The organism is Catenibacterium faecis, from assembly GCF_014306455.1.
Taxonomy (GTDB): Bacteria; Bacillota_I; Bacilli_A; order Erysipelotrichales; family Coprobacillaceae; genus Catenibacterium; species Catenibacterium mitsuoka_A.
The window spans coordinates 1-20,074 of record NZ_JACRWG010000010.1; the positions used below are offsets into that span (position 1 = coordinate 1).

The 20,074-nt window shown below is 34.5% G+C and carries 18 protein-coding genes and 1 other annotated feature; all 18 genes read left to right on the top strand.

Features of this window, described 5'->3' with window-relative positions; all coding sequences use genetic code 11:
* Positions 1 to 88 precede the first annotated feature (88 nt).
* Entirely contained in the window at positions 89 to 571 is a 483-nt protein-coding gene (locus tag H8909_RS03940) for a prealbumin-like fold domain-containing protein (protein WP_187011925.1), read from the top strand.
* A 27-nt stretch (positions 572 to 598) separates the two neighbouring features.
* The gene (locus tag H8909_RS03945) at positions 599 to 1,402 is read left to right on the top strand and encodes a class C sortase (protein ID WP_187011926.1); all 804 of its coding nucleotides are present in this window, start codon (positions 599 to 601) and stop codon (positions 1,400 to 1,402) included.
* 14 nt (positions 1,403 to 1,416) lie between these two features.
* Entirely contained in the window at positions 1,417 to 2,298 is an 882-nt protein-coding gene (locus tag H8909_RS03950) for a Cna B-type domain-containing protein (protein ID WP_187011927.1), read from the top strand.
* Entirely contained in the window at positions 2,285 to 2,764 is a 480-nt protein-coding gene (locus H8909_RS03955; RefSeq protein ID WP_187011928.1) for a hypothetical protein, read from the top strand. Before H8909_RS03950 ends, H8909_RS03955 begins: the two co-directional genes overlap by 14 nt.
* Positions 2,765 to 2,875: 111 nt before the next feature.
* Positions 2,876 to 3,110 (top strand) — a binding site (T-box leader).
* Positions 3,111 to 3,160: 50 nt separating this feature from the next.
* Positions 3,161 to 4,177 carry a 3-deoxy-7-phosphoheptulonate synthase gene (gene aroF / locus H8909_RS03960; protein WP_187011929.1) on the top strand — a complete coding sequence of 339 codons (1,017 nt, stop codon included), beginning with the start codon at positions 3,161 to 3,163 and terminating at the stop codon, positions 4,175 to 4,177.
* A gap of 1 nt (position 4,178) precedes the next feature.
* Positions 4,179 to 5,237 carry a 3-dehydroquinate synthase gene (gene aroB, locus H8909_RS03965; RefSeq protein WP_117458185.1) on the top strand — a complete coding sequence of 353 codons (1,059 nt, stop codon included), beginning with the start codon at positions 4,179 to 4,181 and terminating at the stop codon, positions 5,235 to 5,237.
* Positions 5,237 to 6,508, top strand: a complete 1,272-nt coding sequence (gene aroA, locus H8909_RS03970) for a 3-phosphoshikimate 1-carboxyvinyltransferase (RefSeq protein ID WP_187011930.1) — start codon at positions 5,237 to 5,239, stop codon at positions 6,506 to 6,508. The genes aroB and aroA overlap by 1 nt, the downstream gene beginning before the upstream one ends.
* On the top strand, positions 6,498 to 7,574 hold the full coding sequence (gene aroC, locus H8909_RS03975) for a chorismate synthase (RefSeq protein WP_187011931.1): 1,077 nt from the start codon (positions 6,498 to 6,500) through the stop codon (positions 7,572 to 7,574). Before aroA ends, aroC begins: the two co-directional genes overlap by 11 nt.
* Positions 7,571 to 8,686 (top strand): bifunctional chorismate mutase/prephenate dehydratase, encoded by a 1,116-nt coding sequence (locus tag H8909_RS03980; protein ID WP_187011932.1) that lies wholly within the window; start codon positions 7,571 to 7,573, stop codon positions 8,684 to 8,686. Before aroC ends, H8909_RS03980 begins: the two co-directional genes overlap by 4 nt.
* On the top strand, positions 8,683 to 9,192 hold the full coding sequence (locus H8909_RS03985) for a shikimate kinase (RefSeq protein WP_187011933.1): 510 nt from the start codon (positions 8,683 to 8,685) through the stop codon (positions 9,190 to 9,192). The genes H8909_RS03980 and H8909_RS03985 overlap by 4 nt, the downstream gene beginning before the upstream one ends.
* A 72-nt stretch (positions 9,193 to 9,264) precedes the next feature.
* On the top strand, positions 9,265 to 10,584 hold the full coding sequence (locus tag H8909_RS03990; RefSeq protein WP_187011934.1) for an NCS2 family permease: 1,320 nt from the start codon (positions 9,265 to 9,267) through the stop codon (positions 10,582 to 10,584).
* A gap of 82 nt (positions 10,585 to 10,666) precedes the next feature.
* Positions 10,667 to 11,356 (top strand): hydrolase, encoded by a 690-nt coding sequence (locus H8909_RS03995; RefSeq protein WP_187011935.1) that lies wholly within the window; start codon positions 10,667 to 10,669, stop codon positions 11,354 to 11,356.
* Positions 11,357 to 11,457: 101 nt separating this feature from the next.
* Positions 11,458 to 12,336 carry a thymidylate synthase gene (locus tag H8909_RS04000; RefSeq protein ID WP_187011936.1) on the top strand — a complete coding sequence of 293 codons (879 nt, stop codon included), beginning with the start codon at positions 11,458 to 11,460 and terminating at the stop codon, positions 12,334 to 12,336.
* Entirely contained in the window at positions 12,333 to 12,797 is a 465-nt protein-coding gene (locus H8909_RS04005) for a dihydrofolate reductase (protein WP_117458192.1), read from the top strand. The genes H8909_RS04000 and H8909_RS04005 overlap by 4 nt, the downstream gene beginning before the upstream one ends.
* A complete protein-coding gene (locus H8909_RS04010) occupies positions 12,794 to 13,513 on the top strand; it encodes a lysophospholipid acyltransferase family protein (protein ID WP_187011937.1) in 720 nt (239 codons plus the stop codon). Before H8909_RS04005 ends, H8909_RS04010 begins: the two co-directional genes overlap by 4 nt.
* 78 nt (positions 13,514 to 13,591) lie before the next feature.
* Complete coding sequence (gene dnaE / locus H8909_RS04015) at positions 13,592 to 16,657, top strand: DNA polymerase III subunit alpha (RefSeq protein WP_187011938.1); 3,066 nt, start codon at positions 13,592 to 13,594, stop codon at positions 16,655 to 16,657.
* 1 nt (position 16,658) lies between these two features.
* Positions 16,659 to 19,262: a DNA polymerase I gene (polA, locus tag H8909_RS04020; RefSeq protein ID WP_187011939.1), complete on the top strand. Its 2,604-nt coding sequence runs from the start codon at positions 16,659 to 16,661 to the stop codon at positions 19,260 to 19,262.
* Positions 19,262 to 20,074 carry a bifunctional DNA-formamidopyrimidine glycosylase/DNA-(apurinic or apyrimidinic site) lyase gene (gene mutM / locus H8909_RS04025; protein ID WP_187011940.1) on the top strand — a complete coding sequence of 271 codons (813 nt, stop codon included), beginning with the start codon at positions 19,262 to 19,264 and terminating at the stop codon, positions 20,072 to 20,074. The genes polA and mutM overlap by 1 nt, the downstream gene beginning before the upstream one ends.

A 20,074-nucleotide genomic window follows, 5' to 3' on the forward strand; every position in this document is an offset into this window, starting at 1 on the left:
AGATGCAAATCTTTATATTAAATATGATGGACTTGTTTAACGGATTCACTGGACTTTTCTAGCGTAATGGATGGACTTATTTTACCGTATGGAGTGGCCTTGCCACTCCGTAATATTCACAGGTGCAACCTTCAAATTAGAAAAAGTATTTAAAGATGGCACAAAGAAAGTAGTAAAAGAATATACAATTGGTTCTGATGAAAACGATCCTGATAAAACAAAATTTGAATTCACAGGTTTAGATGATGGTCAATATATTCTTACAGAAATAGTTGCTCCAGAAGGGTATAACACAATGGACCCAATCACATTTAATGTCATTGCATTTCATGATACAGAAGCTGCTGATCCAAAGTTAACTGATTTAAATGGTAATCCAGTTAATGGTGAAATTTCATTTAGTACTAAAGTAACAACAGGTACATTAACTGCAGCTGTTGTTAACTACCAGGGCGATGAACTTCCAAGTACTGGTGGTATGGGTACTACAATTCTATATGTTGCTGGTATAATCTTAATTCTTGCAGCAGGGGCATTCTTAGTAATGCAGAAAAAAGCTGAAAATAAATAATTTAAAATAGAAAGGAGATATTCTATAATGAAAAAGAAGATAATTAATCTATTTATCGGAATACTTTTTATTGCAGGACTCTCCTTGCTTATTTATCCAAGCTTTAGTAATTATTGGAACCAAAGACATCAGACTAGGGCTATAGCTGGATATGAAGAAAAGGTCGAAGACCTGACTGAAAAACAGTATGAAAAGCTCTGGAATGATGCTACTTTATACAACAAAAATCTAAGACATACAATGTATGCCTTAAATGACAACGAGAAAAAGATATACAATGAGACTCTAGATGTCACAGGGACAGGGATGATGGGCTATGTAGAAATCCCTAAAATCAATGTATCACTTCCTATTTATCATGGAACTGATGCTGAAATCTTACAGATTGCGATAGGACATATCCCAGGTACATCCTTACCAGTGGGTGGAGAAAGTACTCATTGTGTTATATCTGGACATAGAGGATTACCAAGTGCACAGCTTTTCACAGATATTGATCAGTTAAAGATAGGTGATACATTTATGCTTCAGATATTGGATCAAACTCTTTATTATGAGGTTGATCAAATAAAAACTGTTCTTCCTACAGAAAAAGATGATTTGAAGATTGTAGAAGGACAGGATTATTGTACGCTTATGACTTGTACACCTTATGGTGTTAATACCCATAGACTACTTGTCAGAGGGCATCGTATCAATAAGACAAATCTAAGAATTAGAAGAGATCTAGTAAAAACAGATCCAGTTATTCTAGATATATTCTGGATTGCTCTCGCAATTATTATTGCATTTATCTGGTATCTCACATCAAAGAAACATAAAGAAAGGTGATGACAGCAATTATTATGGATAAAAGCTTAAAGAAAATTATATTATGTTTTACAGTTATATTATCAGTTGCTGTATTCAATTTATTCCAGGTAACTGCTGTTGATGTGAACAAGAATTGTTCACTTACACTTAATGAATGTTTATCAGGACTAAATGTTCATTTATATCGTGTCGCAAGTGTTTCTAAAGATGGCAGTTATGAATATACCAATGAATTTAAAGATGCAGAAAATACTTCTATTGATTTAAATAAGCTAGAAACAAGTGAAGAATTAAAAAATGTAGCTATGACTTTAAAAGGATATGCTGTACGCAAAGAAGGTGTGACTAAGACAACAGCTTCTTCTACTTTAACTTATTCAAACTTAAATACAGGTCTTTATTTGGTCGTGGCAGATAATTTAGTAATAGATGGTAAGACATATACTTATTTACCCTATCTTATTTCTTTGCCACAAGGTACTAAGTATGATGTATCTATTGATTTTGTGAAATATTCAGAAGCTCATTCTCATGAATATAAAATGATTAAACAGTGGAAAGACAATGGCTCAACTCATCCTAACTCAATAGAAGTAGAACTTTATGATGGAAATACGTTTGTTAAGACAATCACTTTAGATGCGGCTCATAACTATGCTTATTCATGGAAAACTGAACAAGTAATGAACTACAGTATTAAAGAAAAGAATGTCAAAGGGTATAAGGGTATTGTATCAGTAAGTAGTAATGATGCAAAAACAGAATATGTTATTACTAATACAAGTACATCTAGTACTGGTTCTCATGTAAAAACAGGGGATACTACAAGAATCAATCACTGGGTCACATTAATGGCTTTATCAGGATTATTTTTACTTATAGTAGGAACTCTATTTAGGTATGAAAAAGATTAGTCAATTATTAATGACACTAGGATGTATCTGCATCCTAGTGTCTTGTGCTTTATTTGGTTATTCGCTCTATCGACAGAATAAAGAAATAAAGGATATACAAATACTATATAATCAAACAAAACAATTAATCCCCGATTCATATGTTTCATCTGAAGGTGCTTATTTAGATATAGATGGACATGATATATATGCGATACTTCAAGTCAATGATATCAAGTGGGTTATAAGTCATGAAGAAAGCCTTCCACATTATAAGAATAAGAATATAATCATTCCAGAATCATTATTGAAACAGGTGCAGTTATTAAAGAATAGGGATATACTTACTATTCATGCTGTATCTGGTGAAACAATAAAATATCAATTAGAAGTCATTGGTAAAGTAGATCAACTCTCAAAAGGCATACCTGCCCTGTATTGTAAGAATGGTTCTAGTTATTATTGTATCAATCTAATTAAAGTGTAATATTTAGATAATACATAAATATTATGTGAAAGTATAAGAAAAATAGAAAAAGCAGTTGACATGAGTGTGATTATTCAGTATGATGAGTTCACAAATTAAGAACTACTAAGTATAAATACAGTGAAAAGAAATAGTAGATATCTCAAAGAAGCATAGAGAATCCTTGGTTGGTGTAAAAGGATGTTTGAGGGATATTGAATTCATCTTGGAGTAGAGCGTTGAATGAATTAGGCGTTTCCGGTCACAACCGTTATATTGTCAGAGTATGATAGTACTCGTTGAGATATATCTAGTGATAGATATATAAAATAAGGTGGTAACACGAAGATACACTCTCGTCCTTATAGGATGAGAGTCTTTTATTTATACAGGTAGAAGATAAGAGGAGAAAAGATTATGATTATTGTATTCAAACCAAAAACGAGTGAAGAAGATGTAAAGAAGATCCAGGCTAAGGTAGAAGAAAAAGGATTAGAAACTCATTTAGTTGTAGGTCATGATGTGACTATCTGTGGTGTAATTGGTGATACTACTAAAGTAGATCCTAGAGATATTGAAGTTTCACCTTCTGTAGAAAAAGTAATGAGAGTTGAACAGCCTTATAAATTAGCTAACCGTGCATTCCATCCTGAAGATACTATTGTGGATGTAGATGGTGTTAAAGTAGGTGGAGGCCATATGGCTCTTATTGCTGGTCCTTGTTCTGTAGAATCAGAAGAACAGGTTATTGCGATTGCGAAGGAAGTAAAAGCAGCTGGTGCTAATATGCTTAGAGGTGGTGCATTCAAGCCTAGAACATCTCCATATGCATTCCAGGGATTAGGTTCTACTGGTCTAGATTACTTAGTAGCTGCTAAGAAGGAAACAGGTTTACCAATCGTATCAGAACTTATGAGTGCTGATGATATTGATGAATTCAATGAAAAGGTAGACTTAGTTCAGATTGGTGCTAGAAACATGCAGAACTTCACTTTACTTAAGGAAGTAGGTGCAAGAGTTAAGAAGCCTATCCTATTAAAGAGAGGATTAAGCGCAACATATCAGGAATGGATCATGAGTGCAGAATATATCATGGCAAGTGGTAATGAGAATGTCATCCTATGTGAAAGAGGTGTAAGAACATTCGAAACATATACAAGAAACACTCTAGACTTACAGGCTATTCCAGTACTTAGAAAAATGACTCATCTACCTGTAATCATTGATCCATCACACGCTGGTGGTAAATGGTGGTTAGTAGAACCAATGGCTAAGGCAAGTGTTGCTGCAGGATGTGATGGATTACTTATTGAAGTACATAATGATCCAGAACATGCATTATGTGATGGGGCTCAGTCATTAAAGCCTAAAAAATATACAAAACTTATTGAAGAATTAAGAGAAATCGGCAAGGTTGTTGGAAAGGAAATCTAAAATGAAATTAAATGTGAACTTAGGAAAAGACAGTTATCCTATATATATTGAACAAGGTATCTTAAATAAAACAAAAGAACTAATTTCCCAGGTCTTCACAGGTGCGAAAATCGTTATTGTCTCTGATGATAACGTTTTTCCACTTTATGGAGAACAGTTAGTCAATCAGTTAAAAGATACTTATGAAGTCTCTACAGTAGTCATTCCTCATGGAGAACCATCTAAGAGATTTGATATTCTTCCTTCTATCTATTCACAATTACTAGAAGCTAAGATTACAAGAACTGATTTACTTATTGCGCTAGGTGGAGGTGTTATTGGTGATTTAGCTGGATTTGTGGCAAGTACTTATATGCGTGGTATTAAGTTTGTACAGATTCCTACTTCATTATTATCACAGGTTGACTCTTCAGTAGGTGGTAAAGTGGCTGTAGATTTACCTGAAGGAAAGAACTTAGTCGGTGCTTTTAAACATCCATTACTTGTTCTTATTGATCCACTCACTCTTAAAACATTGGATCCTCATTTCATTACAGATGGTATGGGAGAAGTCATTAAATATGGCTGTATCAAGGATAAAGCTTTATTTGATCAATTAGCTTGTTATAGAGACTTTGATGATCTTTATAAAGACATTGATGAAATTATCTATAAATGTGTAGATATCAAAAGAGATGTTGTAGAAAAGGACTTATATGACTTTGGTGATCGTTTATGCTTGAACTTTGGTCATACTATTGGACACTCAATCGAGCAATATTTCCATTATGAAAAATATTCTCATGGTGAAGCAGTAGGAATCGGTATGGTAGCTATCACACGTATTGCAGAACTTAAAGGTTTATGTGAACAAGGCACTACTAAACGTATAGAAGAAGCCTTAAGTCACTATAACCTTCCTACTCATGCCAATGTCCCTACAAAAGAACTACTTAAAGCCATTGATCTAGATAAGAAAAACATCAATTCAACACTATCTTTTGTTTTACTTAAAACAATAGGAGAGTATTATGTACATAAGGATCAAAAAGAGATGATTCTGGAAGTAGAGGACATATAATGACAAAAATCACTATTACACCAAAAACACTTCAAGGAACAATTGCGGTTCCCCCTTCTAAATCATTAGCCCATCGTGCTATTATCTGTGCAGCCCTCGCACCAGGTATGAGTCGTATTAGCGGTATTGATTACTCAGAAGACATTGAAGCTACAATAGAAGGTATGAAAGCCTTAGGTGCTATTATTAAGCAGGAAGGCGATACTTTAATTATTGATGGTTCTATTACTTTAGGACTAGGAAGAGTAGAAATAGATGCCCATGAATCAGGTTCTACATTACGTTTCTTAATGCCTTTATCATTAGTTAACTTTTCTCGTGTACATTTTGTAGGTAAAGGAAAACTTGGACAAAGACCACTTGATGTATACTATGATATCTTTGATAAACAAAAGATTGCATACCTTAGAAAAGACTCAGAACGTTTAGATGTTATTCTAGATGGTCAGCTTCATTCAGATATATTTGAAGTACCAGGTAATGTTTCTTCACAATTTATCAGTGGTTTATTATTCACTTTACCTTTATTAAAGGGCGATTCTTTAATTAAAATTACTACACCATTAGAATCTAAAGGCTATATTGACTTAACACTTGATATGTTAGAAAAGTTTGGTATTGAGATTATTAATCATGATTATCAGGCATTCCAGATCCGTGGTAATCAGAACTATAAGCCATGTGATTATAATGTAGAAGCAGACTTCTCACAGGCTGCTTTCTATCTAGTTGCTGATTTACTAGGAAGTGATATTACACTTACTAATCTGAATATGCACTCATCACAAGGTGATAGAGCTATTTTAGATATTATGGAACAGATGGGTGGAGAAATTGTAGAAACAAGTGCGGGTATTAAAGTAGTCTGCGACAAAATCAAACCTGCCACTATTGATGCTTCACAATGTCCAGATTTGATGCCTGTTGTATCAGTGGCTTGTGGTCTTGCGGAAGGGACATCACACATCATCAATGCATCACGTTTACGTATTAAAGAATGTGACCGTCTCACTGCTTCTGTTGAACTATTAAAAGCGGCTGGTATTGATGCAGTTGAAGAAGAAGACAGTATGACTATTACAGGATCTCATTCTTATAACAAAGCAGAAGTAACAAGTTCTAATGATCATCGTATGTGTATGGCTGAAGCTATTTTATCTACACGTGCCAATGGCCCAATTACTATTGATGATAAGGATTGTGTTAAGAAGAGCTATCCAGGTTTCTTTGAAGACTTCACATCTCTAGGTGGTGAATATCATGAGTGCTAATTGGGGACATCATATCGAATTATCTTTATTTGGTGAAAGCCATGGGAAGGCTATTGGAATCACAATAGGTAATCTTCCTGCTGGTATTAAGCTAGATATGGATACCATTAATAAGGATATGCAAAGACGTGCTCCAGGTAAAAACCTGATGAGTACACAAAGAAAAGAAGCAGACGAAGTAGAAATACTCAGTGGTGTATTAGATGGTTATACAACAGGTGCACCACTATGTGGAATTATTAAAAATACATCCCAGCATTCTCAAGACTATTCTTATTTAAAGGATAATATGCGTCCAGGACATTCAGATTATCCTGCTTATATTAAATATAAGGGCTTTAATGATGTGAGAGGAGGAGGACACTTCTCTGGAAGACTTACAGCACCAATCGTTTTTGCAGGTGCTATCGCAAAACAAATCTTAAAAGAAAAAGGTATTCATGTCGGTGCTCATATTCTTTCTATTAAAGATGTGAAGGATACGCATTATCCACTAGATATTACTCCATCTTACTTAGAAGAACTCAACCAGAAAGACTATCCTGTTATTCATGATGATATTTATGCACAGATGCAGGAAAAAATCGAAGAAGCTAGAAAAGAAGGCAACAGCGTAGGCGGAAAGATTGAATGTGCTGTCACTGGACTACCAGCAGGCGTTGGAAATCCTTTCTTTGATAGTATTGAAGCCCATTTATCACCATTACTCTTTAGTATTCCTGCAGTTAAGTCAGTTTCATTTGGTGATCTAGATGATATCACTTTACTTAAAGGATCAGAAGCGAATGATGCCTACTATTATGAAGGAGAAGAAGTGAAAACTTCTACAAACCATAATGGTGGTATTACAGGTGGTATTTCTAATGGTATGCCATTACTCTTTACGGTAGGTATTAAACCAACTCCATCTATTTCCTTAAAACAGAATACAATCAATGTGAAAACACATAAAAATACAGAATTAGAAATCGTAGGAAGACATGACCCATGTATCATTCCTCGTGCGATTGTCGTTGTAGAAGCTATGGCGGCACTAGGTGTATTAGATATGTTGGAGGCTCTATGAAAGATTTAAAAACATGTCGAGAAGAAATAGATGCAATCGATAAGGAAATCATTGCTTTATTTGAAAAACGTATGCATGTAGCTAAGGATGTTATTACATATAAATTAGCGCATGATATGCAGATTTTCCAGAAAGATAGAGAAAAAGAAGTTATTCAGAAGAATGTAGATCGTTTAGAAGATAAATCTCTAGAATCTTATGCAAAAACATTTGTCCAGGATACAATGAATCTTTCTAAAAGTTATCAGTCTACTTTTATTCCCTTAAAGAAATATGAGGCAACTGAAATTAAAGAAAACTTTAAAGTAGGTTACCAAGGTGTTCCAGGATCTTTTTCTAATCAGGCTATGAAAAGCTGGTTTGGAGACATTGAAGGCATCAACTACCCTCACTTTGAAGATGTCTATCAGGCATTAGAAAAAGGTGAAATAGACTATGGTGTACTCCCTTTAGAAAACTCTTCTACAGGTGCTATTAATGATAACTATGACTTACTGACTCAATATGGCTTTTATATTGTAGGTGAGCAATCTATCACAATAGATCAAAACTTGCTTGGTATCAAAGGAGCCACTCTAGAAGATATCAAAGATGTCTATAGTCATATACAAGGCTTAAAACAAACATCTGAATTCTTAAATGCACATCATATTGAAGGTCATGAGTATCTCAATACAGCTGCAGCTGCTAAATATATCAGTGAAGCACAGAATAAACATATCGGTGCCATTGCCTCTAGTGAAGCAGCTAAACTTTATAATCTTGATATTATTGCCAAGGCAATACAAAATGATCAAAGCAATCATACACGCTTTATCATTATCGCAAGACAATATGAAATCAGACCATCTGCCAATCGTATCAGCATGGTCTTCACAGTCAATCATGAAGTCGGTGCACTCTATGAAGTCATGAGAGTTGTAAAAGAACATAACATCAACATGGCTCGCATTGAATCAAGACCACTCCCATTATCTCCATGGGAATACTATTTCTATTTAGATATAGATGGCAACTTGAATCAGGATCATGTCCAGCGTGCCTTACAGGAAATCAAAACATATACTAATACATTTAGAATGATTGGTAACTATGAAAGGAAGGAATCATGAAAAATATCGTTTTAATTGGAATCATGGGAAGTGGTAAAACAACATTTGGAAAAATTCTTTCACAAAAAACAGGTCATGAAATGATTGACCTTGATGATTATCTTGTGAATCGCTTTAATATGTCCATTCCAGATATGTTTCAAATTTCTGAAGACTATTTCAGAAACAATGAAACAACATGTTGCCAGGAAGTATCAGAACTTGAAGGTAAAATCATCTCTACTGGTGGTGGAGTGATTAAAAGACCTGAAAACATTGGATATTTAAAGAAGAATGGTGTTGTTTTCTATATTGACCGTCCAATTGAAGATATTGCGAAGGATGTCAATCCAAGTGGCAGACCTCTATTAAAGGATGGTCCAGACAAACTCTATGCCTTAGATAAAGAACGTAGAGATAAATATATGTCATCATGCGACTATCATATTATAAATGATGGTTCACTTGAAAAAGTCATAGATACTATTCTAGATATCATGAAGAAATACGATAAATCCCCATTATAAGGGGATTTTTTTATATTTGCATAAAATGTAATTATGTACTATAATGGGGCTTTGTTTTGAGAGGAGAAAACAATGGAAAAATTATTTCACTTAAAAGAACATGGGACAAATGTTAAGACTGAAATACTAGCTGGTATTACAACTTTCCTAGCAATGGCCTATATTCTTGCAGTCAACCCTGCCATCTTAGGACAGGCACACATGAGTCATCAAGGTGTCTTCTTAGCAACTGCAATCTCTGCAGGTGCCGCAAGCATCTTTATGGGATTAATGGCAAACTACCCTGTTTCTCTTGCGCCAGGAATGGGGGTTAACGCATTATTCACTTATACAATTGTAGGACAGATGGGATTATCACCTGAAGGCGCACTTGCCTGTGTATTCGTGTCAGGTATCATCTTTGTCATCATTACAGTGACAAATATCCGTCGTATGATTATTAATGCGATTCCTGCACAGTTAAAACTTGCGATTGGTGCAGGTATTGGTTTCTTTGTCGCATTCGTAGGTTTAAAGAATGCAGGTATCGTAGTGGCAAGTGAATCTACATTTGTAGCACTAGGAAACTTTAAGAATCCAACAGTATTACTTGCTATATTTGGTATCATAATCACATTAGTATTATTAGTAAAGAATAAGCCTGCAGCCGTATTTTATGGCTTAATCATTACTGCAGTAGTGGGTGTTGTATTTGGTTCATTCTTTGGACTAAAAGGAATGCCACAGTTACCAACTAAACTTGTATCAGTGAACTTTGATTTCAGTTTAGTGGGTGCTTTTGCGAGAGGGTTCAACGAAATGTTTACTCATCCACAGTGTATCGTTGCAATTTTCTCATTATTATTCGTAGATTTCTTTGATACAGCTGGTACATTAGTAGCTGTTGCATCTAAAGCTGATCTTATTGATGAAAATGGTGAATTAGTGAATGTTGAACGTGCACTACTTGCAGATGCAGTAGGTACTGTATTTGGTTCAATGATTGGTACTTCTACAGTGACATCTTTCGTAGAATCTACTTCAGGTGTAGGCGTAGGTGGACGTACTGGTTTAACTGCATGTACAACAGGTATCTGTTTCTTATTAACAGTATTCTTCTATCCAGTATTATCTATGATTACTGATGCAGTCACTGCCCCAGCTTTAGTTATCGTTGGTATCTTAATGGCGTCACAGTTAAAGGATATCAAGTGGGATAACTTGATCTTTGCGGCAAGTGGTTTTGTGACTATCATCTTTATGATTCTTGGTTACTCAATCAGTAATGGTATCGCATTAGGATTCATCGTGTATGTCATCAGCATGATTGCGACAGGTCAGGCTAAAGATATCAATAAGATGGTTTGGGTACTATTCTTATTATTTATCGCTTATTTCGCATTCTTAATCTAAAACCAGCATTGCTGGTTTTTTTCTTTTGTTCATATACTGTTTTTATAACTTGAGTATAATAATACTCAAAGGAGTGAGATGTATGAATGATTTAATGAAAACCCCTAAAATGACACCAAGAATAGAGTCTACATTAAAACATACTGTAGAAGTGCCAGAAGTGATGTACAAAGCCAGTGGTATTAATGTGAATGGTAGACGTATAAAAAGCTTACTATTTAGTACGGATGTCGCACTCATTGCGAATAATAACGCGGATGCCATTCTCTCTGTTTATCCTTTTACGCCTACTATTCAGATCACCAATGCGATTATTGGTGTCGCAAGACAACCAGTCTTTGTAGGAGTAGGTGGAGGAACTACTAATGGTGCAAGAGTATTCAAGATTGCCTTAGATGCAGAATTACATGGTGCAGCAGCTGTTGTACTCAATGCTCCTGTACATACAGAAATGATCAGAGAATTATCACGTCTAGTAGATATTCCTATTGTCCTCACTGTAGTATCACTAGATGAAGATTTAGAAGAACGTATGTTACATAGTGGCGCTAAAATCATTAATGTATCTGGTGGAAAACAAACAGTAGAAATCGTTAAGGCACTACGCGCTATTGATAAGGATTTCCCAATTATTGCGACAGGTGGACCAACAGAAGACACAATTAAAGAAGTCATTGAAGCAGGTGCGAACGCAGTGACATTTACACCTCCTACAAGTGCTGAAATATTCAAGGGTATGATGGAAAACTACCGTGAACAGATGAAGAAGTAGAAATACTTCTTCTTTTTTATACAAAGAAGAAGTATTTGTATATCCCATTTATGATTATTTGTGTTATCATGAGGTCAAATGCATAAAAGGAGGAATAAAATTTGAAACAATATCTAGATATGTGTCGATATATCCTAGAACATGGAGAAGACCGTCCTGACCGCACAGGGACTGGTACACGTTCTGTATTTGGATATCAGACACGCTATGATTTACGTGAAGGATTTCCTCTTCTTACTACTAAGAAGATGTATTTACGTCCTATTGCGGAAGAACTATTATGGTTTATCAAAGGTGATACAAATATTAAATATCTTGTAGACCGTAATGTGAAAATATGGAATGAATGGCCTTATGAAGACTTTAAGAAGAGTGAAGACTTCAATGGTGAAACATTAGAAGAATTCGTAGAAAAGATCAAAAATGATGATGAATTTGCGAAGAAACATGGTAATTTAGGCCCAGTTTATGGTGCACAGTGGCGTAACTTTAATAATGAAGGTACTGACCAGTTAGTAAAGTTAATTGATTCTTTAAAGAATAACCCATTCTCTAGAAGACATATTATTTCTGCATGGAATCCTAGTCAGGTAGATGAGATGGCTTTACCACCATGTCATACACTTATGCAGTTTTATGTATCTAGTGATAAGAAGTATTTAAGCTGTCAGTTATACCAGAGAAGTGCTGATACATTTTTAGGTGTTCCATTTAATATTGCATCATATGCCTTACTTACATGTATGCTTGCACAAGTATGTGGTTATGAACCAAAAGAATTCATTCATACAATTGGTGATGCGCATATTTATAAGAATCACTTTGATGTAGTCAAGACACAGATTGAAAGAGAACCACTCCCATTACCTCATCTTGTACTCAATAAAGACATTGATAATCTATTTGATTTCAAGATTGAAGATATCAAGCTAGAAGGTTATCAGTCTCATGGTCCATTGAAAGGTAAGGTCAGTGTATGATTACTATTATTGTCGCAGCTGATCAAAATAATCTCATTGGGAAAAAGGGAACAGACAATGGGATGCCATGGCACAATAGTGAAGACTTTAAACACTTTAGAAGTACAACACTCAATCATACATTATTAATGGGGAAAACAACTTACCAGGCTATTGGTAAACCTTTACCTAAACGTCATACTATTGTCCTTTCTCATAATTTTGAAGATGATAGAGTAGAAGTGGTAGATGATTTAGTAGGCACTATTAAAGCTTTTAAAGAACGCGGTGAAGATCTCTTTATTTCTGGTGGTGCTTCTGTATATAAACAGGCACTTCCATATTGTGATCAAATTCTTTTATCACGTATTCCTGGTGATTATACAGGAGAAACATATTTCCCTGACTTTTCTGAATATAACTATCGTCTCGTAGAAGAAAAGCCATTTGAGACATTTACACTAGAAATCTATCAAAAATGAAAAGACTTATATTAATTGTGCTTCGTTTCTTCTTTGAATTACCAGTACTGATCTTCCAGTTAAAACATATCAAGAAGCATATGGATACGATTCCTTTTGAAGAACGTATTAACTGGACAAGAAGACTTTTAAAGAAAGCAACTAAAAGAGCACGTGTTAATCTAACTATTACAGGCACAGAATATCTTCCTGAAACAGGTGGTTTCTTTGTAGCTCCAAACCATCAGGGATTATTTGATATCCTTGCATTATTTGACAGTATTGAACGTCCTTTCAAGATTGTCTTTAAAAAAGAACTATTAGATGTTATCTTTTTAAGAGATGTGGCTGAATTCATGGAATATCCTGCCATTGATCGTACAAACTTAAGAGCCTCTATGAAGCTTATGAGACAGGTTAAAAAGGAAATGTCTGAAGGAATCCCTTATGTCATCTTCCCTGAAGGGACACGTTCTAAAAAGGAAAATGAATTACTAGAATTCAAGGGTGGTTCATTTAAACCAGCTATGGATGCACAGGTGCCAATTATTCCATGTGTCATGCATAACTGTTTTAAAGTATTAGACAGTAACTCTATTAAGAGAGTTGATTGTGGTATTCATTATCTATCACCAATTCCTTATGAAGAATATAAGGATATGAACAGCGTAGAAGTAGCTAATCTTGTACAATCAAGAATACAGACTAAAATGGATGAACTCGAAGAACGTGCTTAGGCATGTTCTTTTTTTCATGAAACTATAAATAGAAGGGATAATTTGGTATAATGGGTGAACAAGGAAGGAGAGGATCCTATGTTTGGACACTTACAGATTAAAAGTGCTTATAGCTTTCAGGAGAGTACAATACTTATTCAATCTCTTATAGATAACGCAAAATCAAAACATATCCAGGCTCTTGCCTTAACAGATGATAATAACATGTATGGGGCCTATGAATTCTATGAAGCATGTACAAAAGCTTCAATTAAACCAATACTTGGTGTGAACGCCTCTATTATGTTTAATGATGATTTAATACATTTATTACTTTATGCGCGTGATGATGTTGGTTATAAAGATTTAGTACGTATTGTGAGTGATATTAATCTCAATGAGAATAAAGCTATCACATTGAAAGCTTTATCCAACTATCGTGATCATCTTTATATAGTTTCTCATGAATATGAAGATAGACTCATCGAACAAGAAGCGACAAGTAAAGAAGATTTATTAACACATGCACAAACAGAACGACCAGTCATGAGCTTTATGAAGACTATGAAGAGTCTTTTTTGTGCCTCTTATCGTATTATGATTGTAGAAGATGGGATTAAAGGACATTCACTTCGTAACCAAACACTTATTAAATATGCTCAATTCTTAGATATTCCATGTATCTGGGGTAATGATGTGCGTTACTTGCATTCTCATGATGCTTTCACATTAGATTTATTACAAGCTTCTAAAAAAGGAGAAGTTTTGAATAAGGATCATGAACCACTTACAACTGACCGTTACTTAAAATCAGAAAAAGAAATCAGAGAACTCTTTAGTCGATATCCTGATATTATTAAAAATACAGAAGAAATCATTGATAACTGTTATGGGTCTATCCAAAAGACAGAAAACGGTCTTCCTCACTACAAAACACCTGTAGGTGATAGTGGGGCATATTTAAGACATTTATGTATTAAAGGACTTAAACAACGCTTTAAAAATCAGCCTATCACAGATGACTATAAAGATCGTTTACTCTATGAATTAAAAACTATTCATACAATGGGTTATGATGATTATTTCTTAATTGTATTTGATTATGTACAATATGCAAAAAAACATGGTATACTCGTAGGCCCAGGAAGAGGATCTGCCGCAGGTTCACTTGTTGCCTATTGTTTAGGTATCACAAATATTGATCCATTAAAATATGATCTACTCTTTGAACGTTTCTTAAATCCAGAAAGAGTATCCATGCCAGATATTGATGTAGACTTCCAGGATGACCGTCGTGATGAAGTCATTCAATATGTATGCGATAAATATGGACATGATCATGTGGCTCAGATTGTCGCTTTTTCTACCTATGGTCCTCGTGTTGCGATAAAAGATATAGGAAAAGTGATGGGAATCCCCTTACCAAGACTAGAAATGATTGCGAAGATGGTTCCTACTGCCCCTAAACATCGTAAAAGTATTACTGAAGTCTATTCTACAAGTGCTTCATTTCAGGATATGATTCAAAAAGATCCAGTTCTTTCACGTCTTATTGCGCCTATGAGCTTAGTAGAATATTTACCACGTAATATTACTATGCATGCAGCTGGTGTTGTCTTATCCTATGAACCATTAAGAGATGTAGTTCCTTTAGTCATTGGTCCTAGTGATATGATCATGAGTCAGTACTCTAAGGATTATATTGAAAAAACAGGACTCCTTAAGATGGACTTCTTAGGCTTAAAGAACCTCACTATGATAGACTATATTATGAAGGATATTGAAAGAAAATTAGGAAAAACATTCTCTATTAACACAATACCTCTTAATGATGCACGTACTTATCATCTTATTTCTCGTGGAGATACAACAGGTGTCTTCCAATTAGAATCAAGTGGTATGCGCTCATTACTTCAAAAGATGAAACCTGAATGCTTTGATGATATCGTTGCAGCCATTGCCTTATATAGACCAGGTCCAATGGAAAATATTCCCCTTTATCTAGAGGGTAGAAAGAATAAAAATAATATTACTTACTTGCTTAAAGAACTAGAACCTATTTTAAAATCTACCTATGGTATTATGATCTATCAGGAACAGATTATGCAGATTGCCCAGGTTATCGCTGGATTCTCTTTAGGTCGTGCAGATATATTAAGAAAAGCTGTGTCTAGCAAAGATGAAAGCATGATGGCAGGTATGAAGGAAGAATTTATTCAAGGGGCTATTAAAAAAGGCTTTAAAGAAGATGTTGTCACAAAACTTTATCAGATGATAGAAAAGTTTGCGAACTATGGATTTAATAAGAGCCATTCTGTTGCTTATGGGTATGTGGCTTATCAATTAGCTTACTTAAAGGCTAATTATCCACTCTATTTCTTTGCAGCCATTCTTTCCAATGAATCAGGTTCTGCTTCTAGTAAGATGCGTACAATTGAAGAATCTAAACGCTATGGAGTTAAGATTCTCCCACCTTCTATCAATTACTCTTATTCACGCTTTATGGTAGAAGAAGGTGGTATTCGTTATTCTTTAGTCTCTATTAAGAATGTCGGTTCTGCAGGTTATAAGATGATACTTAAAGAAAGAGAAAAAGGTCTCTTTAAAGATATGTATGATTTCTTAGCTCGTATCCCTTCTCTTTCATCTAAGATGTTAGAAAGTTTAATAGATGCAGGGGCTTTTGATGAATTTAATAAAAATCGTGCCTATTTACGTAAGAATATTTCACTCATGATGGAGTATATACAATTAGGGGTCGATGAAAAACCAATCTTTGAAGAAGTCAGAGAAAATAAATTTGAACGTTTAGAAAGAGAAAAAGAAGTACTCGGACTTTATATATCTACACATCCTATTGTCTATGTAAAACAGAAGATCAAACATCCTTTAGTTAATCTCGTAGATGTAGAAAATTATATGGATCGTACAATACCAGTTGTATGTTCTATTAGTTCAGTACGTGCTATTGTAGATAAGAAAGGAAGAGAAATGGCTTTTATTGAAGGTCAGGATGAAACAGGGCAGGTAGAATTTGTCTGTTTCTCTAACCAATATGAACGTTATAAGAATATATTTGAAAGAGGTAAGACTGTGGAAATGAATGTGCGTGTTCAATACCGTGATCGCTTATCTCTTATTATTAATCAAGTAAAGGAGTTATAAAATGGAAGAATTAATATTAATAGATGGGAACTCATTACTATTTAAAGCATTCTACGCTACTAGCTATACGGGTAACTATATGGTCAATCGTAATGGTATTCCCACTAATGGTGTCTATGGCTTTGCACGTATGGTGGAGAAGATCATCAGTACCAATCCTAAATATGTCATTGTCGCTTTTGACTATGGTAAGAAAACATTCCGTAATGAATTATTAGATACATATAAAGCTACCCGAAAAGAAACACCACAGGAACTTGTTCCTCAATTTGCGCTTGCAAGAGAATACTTAACTGCTCATAACATCACTTGGTATGAAGTAGAAGGCTATGAAGGGGATGATATCATCGGTACACTTGTAGACTTTGGTGAAAAGAATAACCTCAAAGTCTCTGTTTATACAGGAGATAAGGATGCCAATCAGTTGATTTCACCTCAAACGACAATCTATCGTACCGTTAAAGGTGTTACTGAACTTGATATTTATAATGAACAGACTTTACTTGAGAAATATGGTTTAAAGCCAGATCAGTTTAGAGATTTCTTAGGACTCATGGGTGATAGTTCTGATAATATCCCAGGTATTAAAGGTGTAGGTGAAAAGACTGCCTTAAAACTATTACATCAATATGGCACTATTGAAGGATTACAGGAACATCAGGATGAAATCAAAGGTAAGATGGGTGAAAAAATCAGAGCAGGTATGGAAGATGCCTTGATGAGTAAAAAAGTAGCCACAATACTAAGAGATATACCAATAGATGTAGATTTAGAAAAAGCCACATATCAGGGTTATGACTATGAAACACTCAAGTCATTTTATGAAAAATATGATATGAATTCTTTGATTAAATCTATGACGACTGAAGCAGCACCTAAAAAGGAATTGAAACTAGAAAAAGTAGATCATATGCCTGAAATCACAAAGGACAGTGCTGTTTATCCTTCTATCTATGATACAAACTATCATCGTTCTATTATTCTAGGATATGGTATTTATAATGATGAACAGGCTTATTTCATCTCTTATGAAAATGCATTAAAGGATGAATCATTCTTAGCTTACTTAAAGGATGAAAATAAGAAAAAGTATGGCTATGATATCAAGAGTGCTGTCATTGGTTCTAGATGGAATGGAATAGAAATCAATGGTTATACATTTGACTTATCACTTGCATCTTATGTATTAGAACCAGCTATTAAAGAAGAACTTAAATATGTTTGTACACATTTTGATTATGAAGGTGTGCAATATGATGAAGAAGTATTTGGAAAAGGTGCAAAGAAGCATATTCCAGAAGATGACATCTTAGCGAGTCATATTGTCTCTAAAGCCAAAGCTATTTATGAACTCAAAGATGTTGTCACAAAAGAATTAAAAGATAAAAATCAGTATGAACTATATGAAAACATTGAACTTCCTGTCACACGAATCTTGGGTGAAATGGAATTTGCAGGTACTGAAATAGACTTAGATGTATTAAAGGAAATGGATACAGCTTTTGATGAAACAATTGAAAAACTAGCCAACGATATCTATCGTATCTCAGGTACTACATTCAATATTTCTTCACCTAAACAATTAGGTCAGGTCTTATTTGAAGATCTAGGATTAAAGGGTGGCAAGAAAACAAAGACTGGTTATTCTACAAGTCAGGATGTCTTAGAAAAAATTATTGATGCCCATCCCGTTGTTCCATTAGTACTAGAATATAGAATGTTGACTAAACTCTCTTCTACATACTTAAAAGGACTACAGGAACAGGTATTCCCAGATCACAAGATTCATACAATCTATAAACAGACTCTCACTCATACAGGACGTCTCTCTTCTGTAGATCCAAATTTACAGAATATTCCAGTTAGAAGTGAAGAAGGAAAACTCATTAGAAAAGCCTTTGTATCACATAATGGCTATCTTGTCTCTTTTGACTATTCTCAGATTGAATTAAGAATTCTTGCACATATGGCTCATGTCACTAATTTGATTGATGCCTTTAATCAAGGCAAAGATATCCATAGACATACTGCAGCTTTAGTATTTGGCGTAAAGGATGAAGAAGTCACTCCACAAATGCGTTCACAGGCAAAAGCCGTTAACTTTGGTATTATTTATGGTATGAGTGAATTTAGACTGTCTAAAGATATTGGTATGTCTATTTCTGAAGCAAGAGACTTTATTAATAAATATTTTGAAACATATCCAGAAGTAAAAACATATATGGATGAAGTTGTAGAAACATGTAAGAAACAAGGTTATGTCTCTACACTACTTAATAGAAAAAGATATATTCCTACAATCAATGATAAGAACTTTATGGTACGCCAGCAGGCGCAAAGATATGCAATGAATACACCAATCCAGGGAACAGGTGCGGATATTCTAAAACTTGCGATGATTGAAGTAGATAAAGCACTTAAAGAAAAGAATCTTAAATCACAGATGATCTTACAGGTACACGATGAACTGATTTTTGATGTATTTGAAGATGAATTAGAAGAAGTTATGTCTTTAGTAAAAGAAAAGATGGAAAACTGCATTAAGATGGATGTTCCTCTTATTGTAGAAGGCAACTATGCCAAGAACTGGTGTGAATTAAAATAATGCCTGAATTACCAGAAGTAGAAACAGTACGAAGAACCTTAAAGAACTTCGTACTTCATAAAACAATAGACTCAATAGAAGTACGTTATCCACGTATTATTGATGGAGATGTAGAGACATTCGTCTCTACACTCATTCATCAATCTATTTGTGATATAGACAGATATGGTAAATATTTGATCTTTATTTTAGATCATGATGTATTTATTTCTCATCTTAGAATGGAAGGAAAATACAATATAAAAATGAAAGATGAACCCTATGATAAACATGATCATATTATCTTTCATATGACAGATGGCACTGATCTTCGTTATAACGATACAAGAAAGTTTGGTCGTATGCAGTTAGTAGACAAAGAACACTATCGTGAATATCCACCACTTAATCGTTTAGGACAGGAACCAATGGAAGCTTCTTTTGATTACATCTATCCACGTATACATCAAAGTCATCTGCCTATTAAACAATTATTACTAGACCAATCTATTTTTACAGGGATTGGGAATATCTATGCGAATGAAATATGTTTTAGAATGGGTATGGATCCTCGTACAAGAGGAGACAGACTTTCAAAGAAACGTATTTTAGAATTAATAGAAGTATCCAGTACTATTTTAAAGGAAGCCATTGCCCAGGGTGGCACAACTATCCATTCATTTGATGCCAATGGCATCCATGGCTTATTTCAGGTTACTTTATCTGTTCATGCACAAACAACATGTTCAAAATGCAAGGGACCTATTAAGAAAATCACAATTGCAGGAAGAGGAACATATTATTGTCCTCACTGTCAAAAACGGAGGTATTAA

What these genes read in the sequence shown, in the direction of transcription:
- H8909_RS03940 (WP_187011925.1), top strand. Translation starts at nt 89, where the DNA reads ATGGAGTGGCCTTGCCACTCCGTAATATTCACAGGTGCAACCTTCAAA.
- H8909_RS03945 (WP_187011926.1), top strand. Translation starts at nt 599, where the DNA reads ATGAAAAAGAAGATAATTAATCTATTTATCGGAATACTTTTTATTGCA.
- H8909_RS03950 (WP_187011927.1), top strand. Translation starts at nt 1,417, where the DNA reads ATGGATAAAAGCTTAAAGAAAATTATATTATGTTTTACAGTTATATTA.
- H8909_RS03955 (WP_187011928.1), top strand. Translation starts at nt 2,285, where the DNA reads ATGAAAAAGATTAGTCAATTATTAATGACACTAGGATGTATCTGCATC.
- aroF (WP_187011929.1), top strand. Translation starts at nt 3,161, where the DNA reads ATGATTATTGTATTCAAACCAAAAACGAGTGAAGAAGATGTAAAGAAG.
- aroB (WP_117458185.1), top strand. Translation starts at nt 4,179, where the DNA reads ATGAAATTAAATGTGAACTTAGGAAAAGACAGTTATCCTATATATATT.
- aroA (WP_187011930.1), top strand. Translation starts at nt 5,237, where the DNA reads ATGACAAAAATCACTATTACACCAAAAACACTTCAAGGAACAATTGCG.
- aroC (WP_187011931.1), top strand. Translation starts at nt 6,498, where the DNA reads ATGAGTGCTAATTGGGGACATCATATCGAATTATCTTTATTTGGTGAA.
- H8909_RS03980 (WP_187011932.1), top strand. Translation starts at nt 7,571, where the DNA reads ATGAAAGATTTAAAAACATGTCGAGAAGAAATAGATGCAATCGATAAG.
- H8909_RS03985 (WP_187011933.1), top strand. Translation starts at nt 8,683, where the DNA reads ATGAAAAATATCGTTTTAATTGGAATCATGGGAAGTGGTAAAACAACA.
- H8909_RS03990 (WP_187011934.1), top strand. Translation starts at nt 9,265, where the DNA reads ATGGAAAAATTATTTCACTTAAAAGAACATGGGACAAATGTTAAGACT.
- H8909_RS03995 (WP_187011935.1), top strand. Translation starts at nt 10,667, where the DNA reads ATGAATGATTTAATGAAAACCCCTAAAATGACACCAAGAATAGAGTCT.
- H8909_RS04005 (WP_117458192.1), top strand. Translation starts at nt 12,333, where the DNA reads ATGATTACTATTATTGTCGCAGCTGATCAAAATAATCTCATTGGGAAA.
- H8909_RS04010 (WP_187011937.1), top strand. Translation starts at nt 12,794, where the DNA reads ATGAAAAGACTTATATTAATTGTGCTTCGTTTCTTCTTTGAATTACCA.
- dnaE (WP_187011938.1), top strand. Translation starts at nt 13,592, where the DNA reads ATGTTTGGACACTTACAGATTAAAAGTGCTTATAGCTTTCAGGAGAGT.
- polA (WP_187011939.1), top strand. Translation starts at nt 16,659, where the DNA reads ATGGAAGAATTAATATTAATAGATGGGAACTCATTACTATTTAAAGCA.
- mutM (WP_187011940.1), top strand. Translation starts at nt 19,262, where the DNA reads ATGCCTGAATTACCAGAAGTAGAAACAGTACGAAGAACCTTAAAGAAC.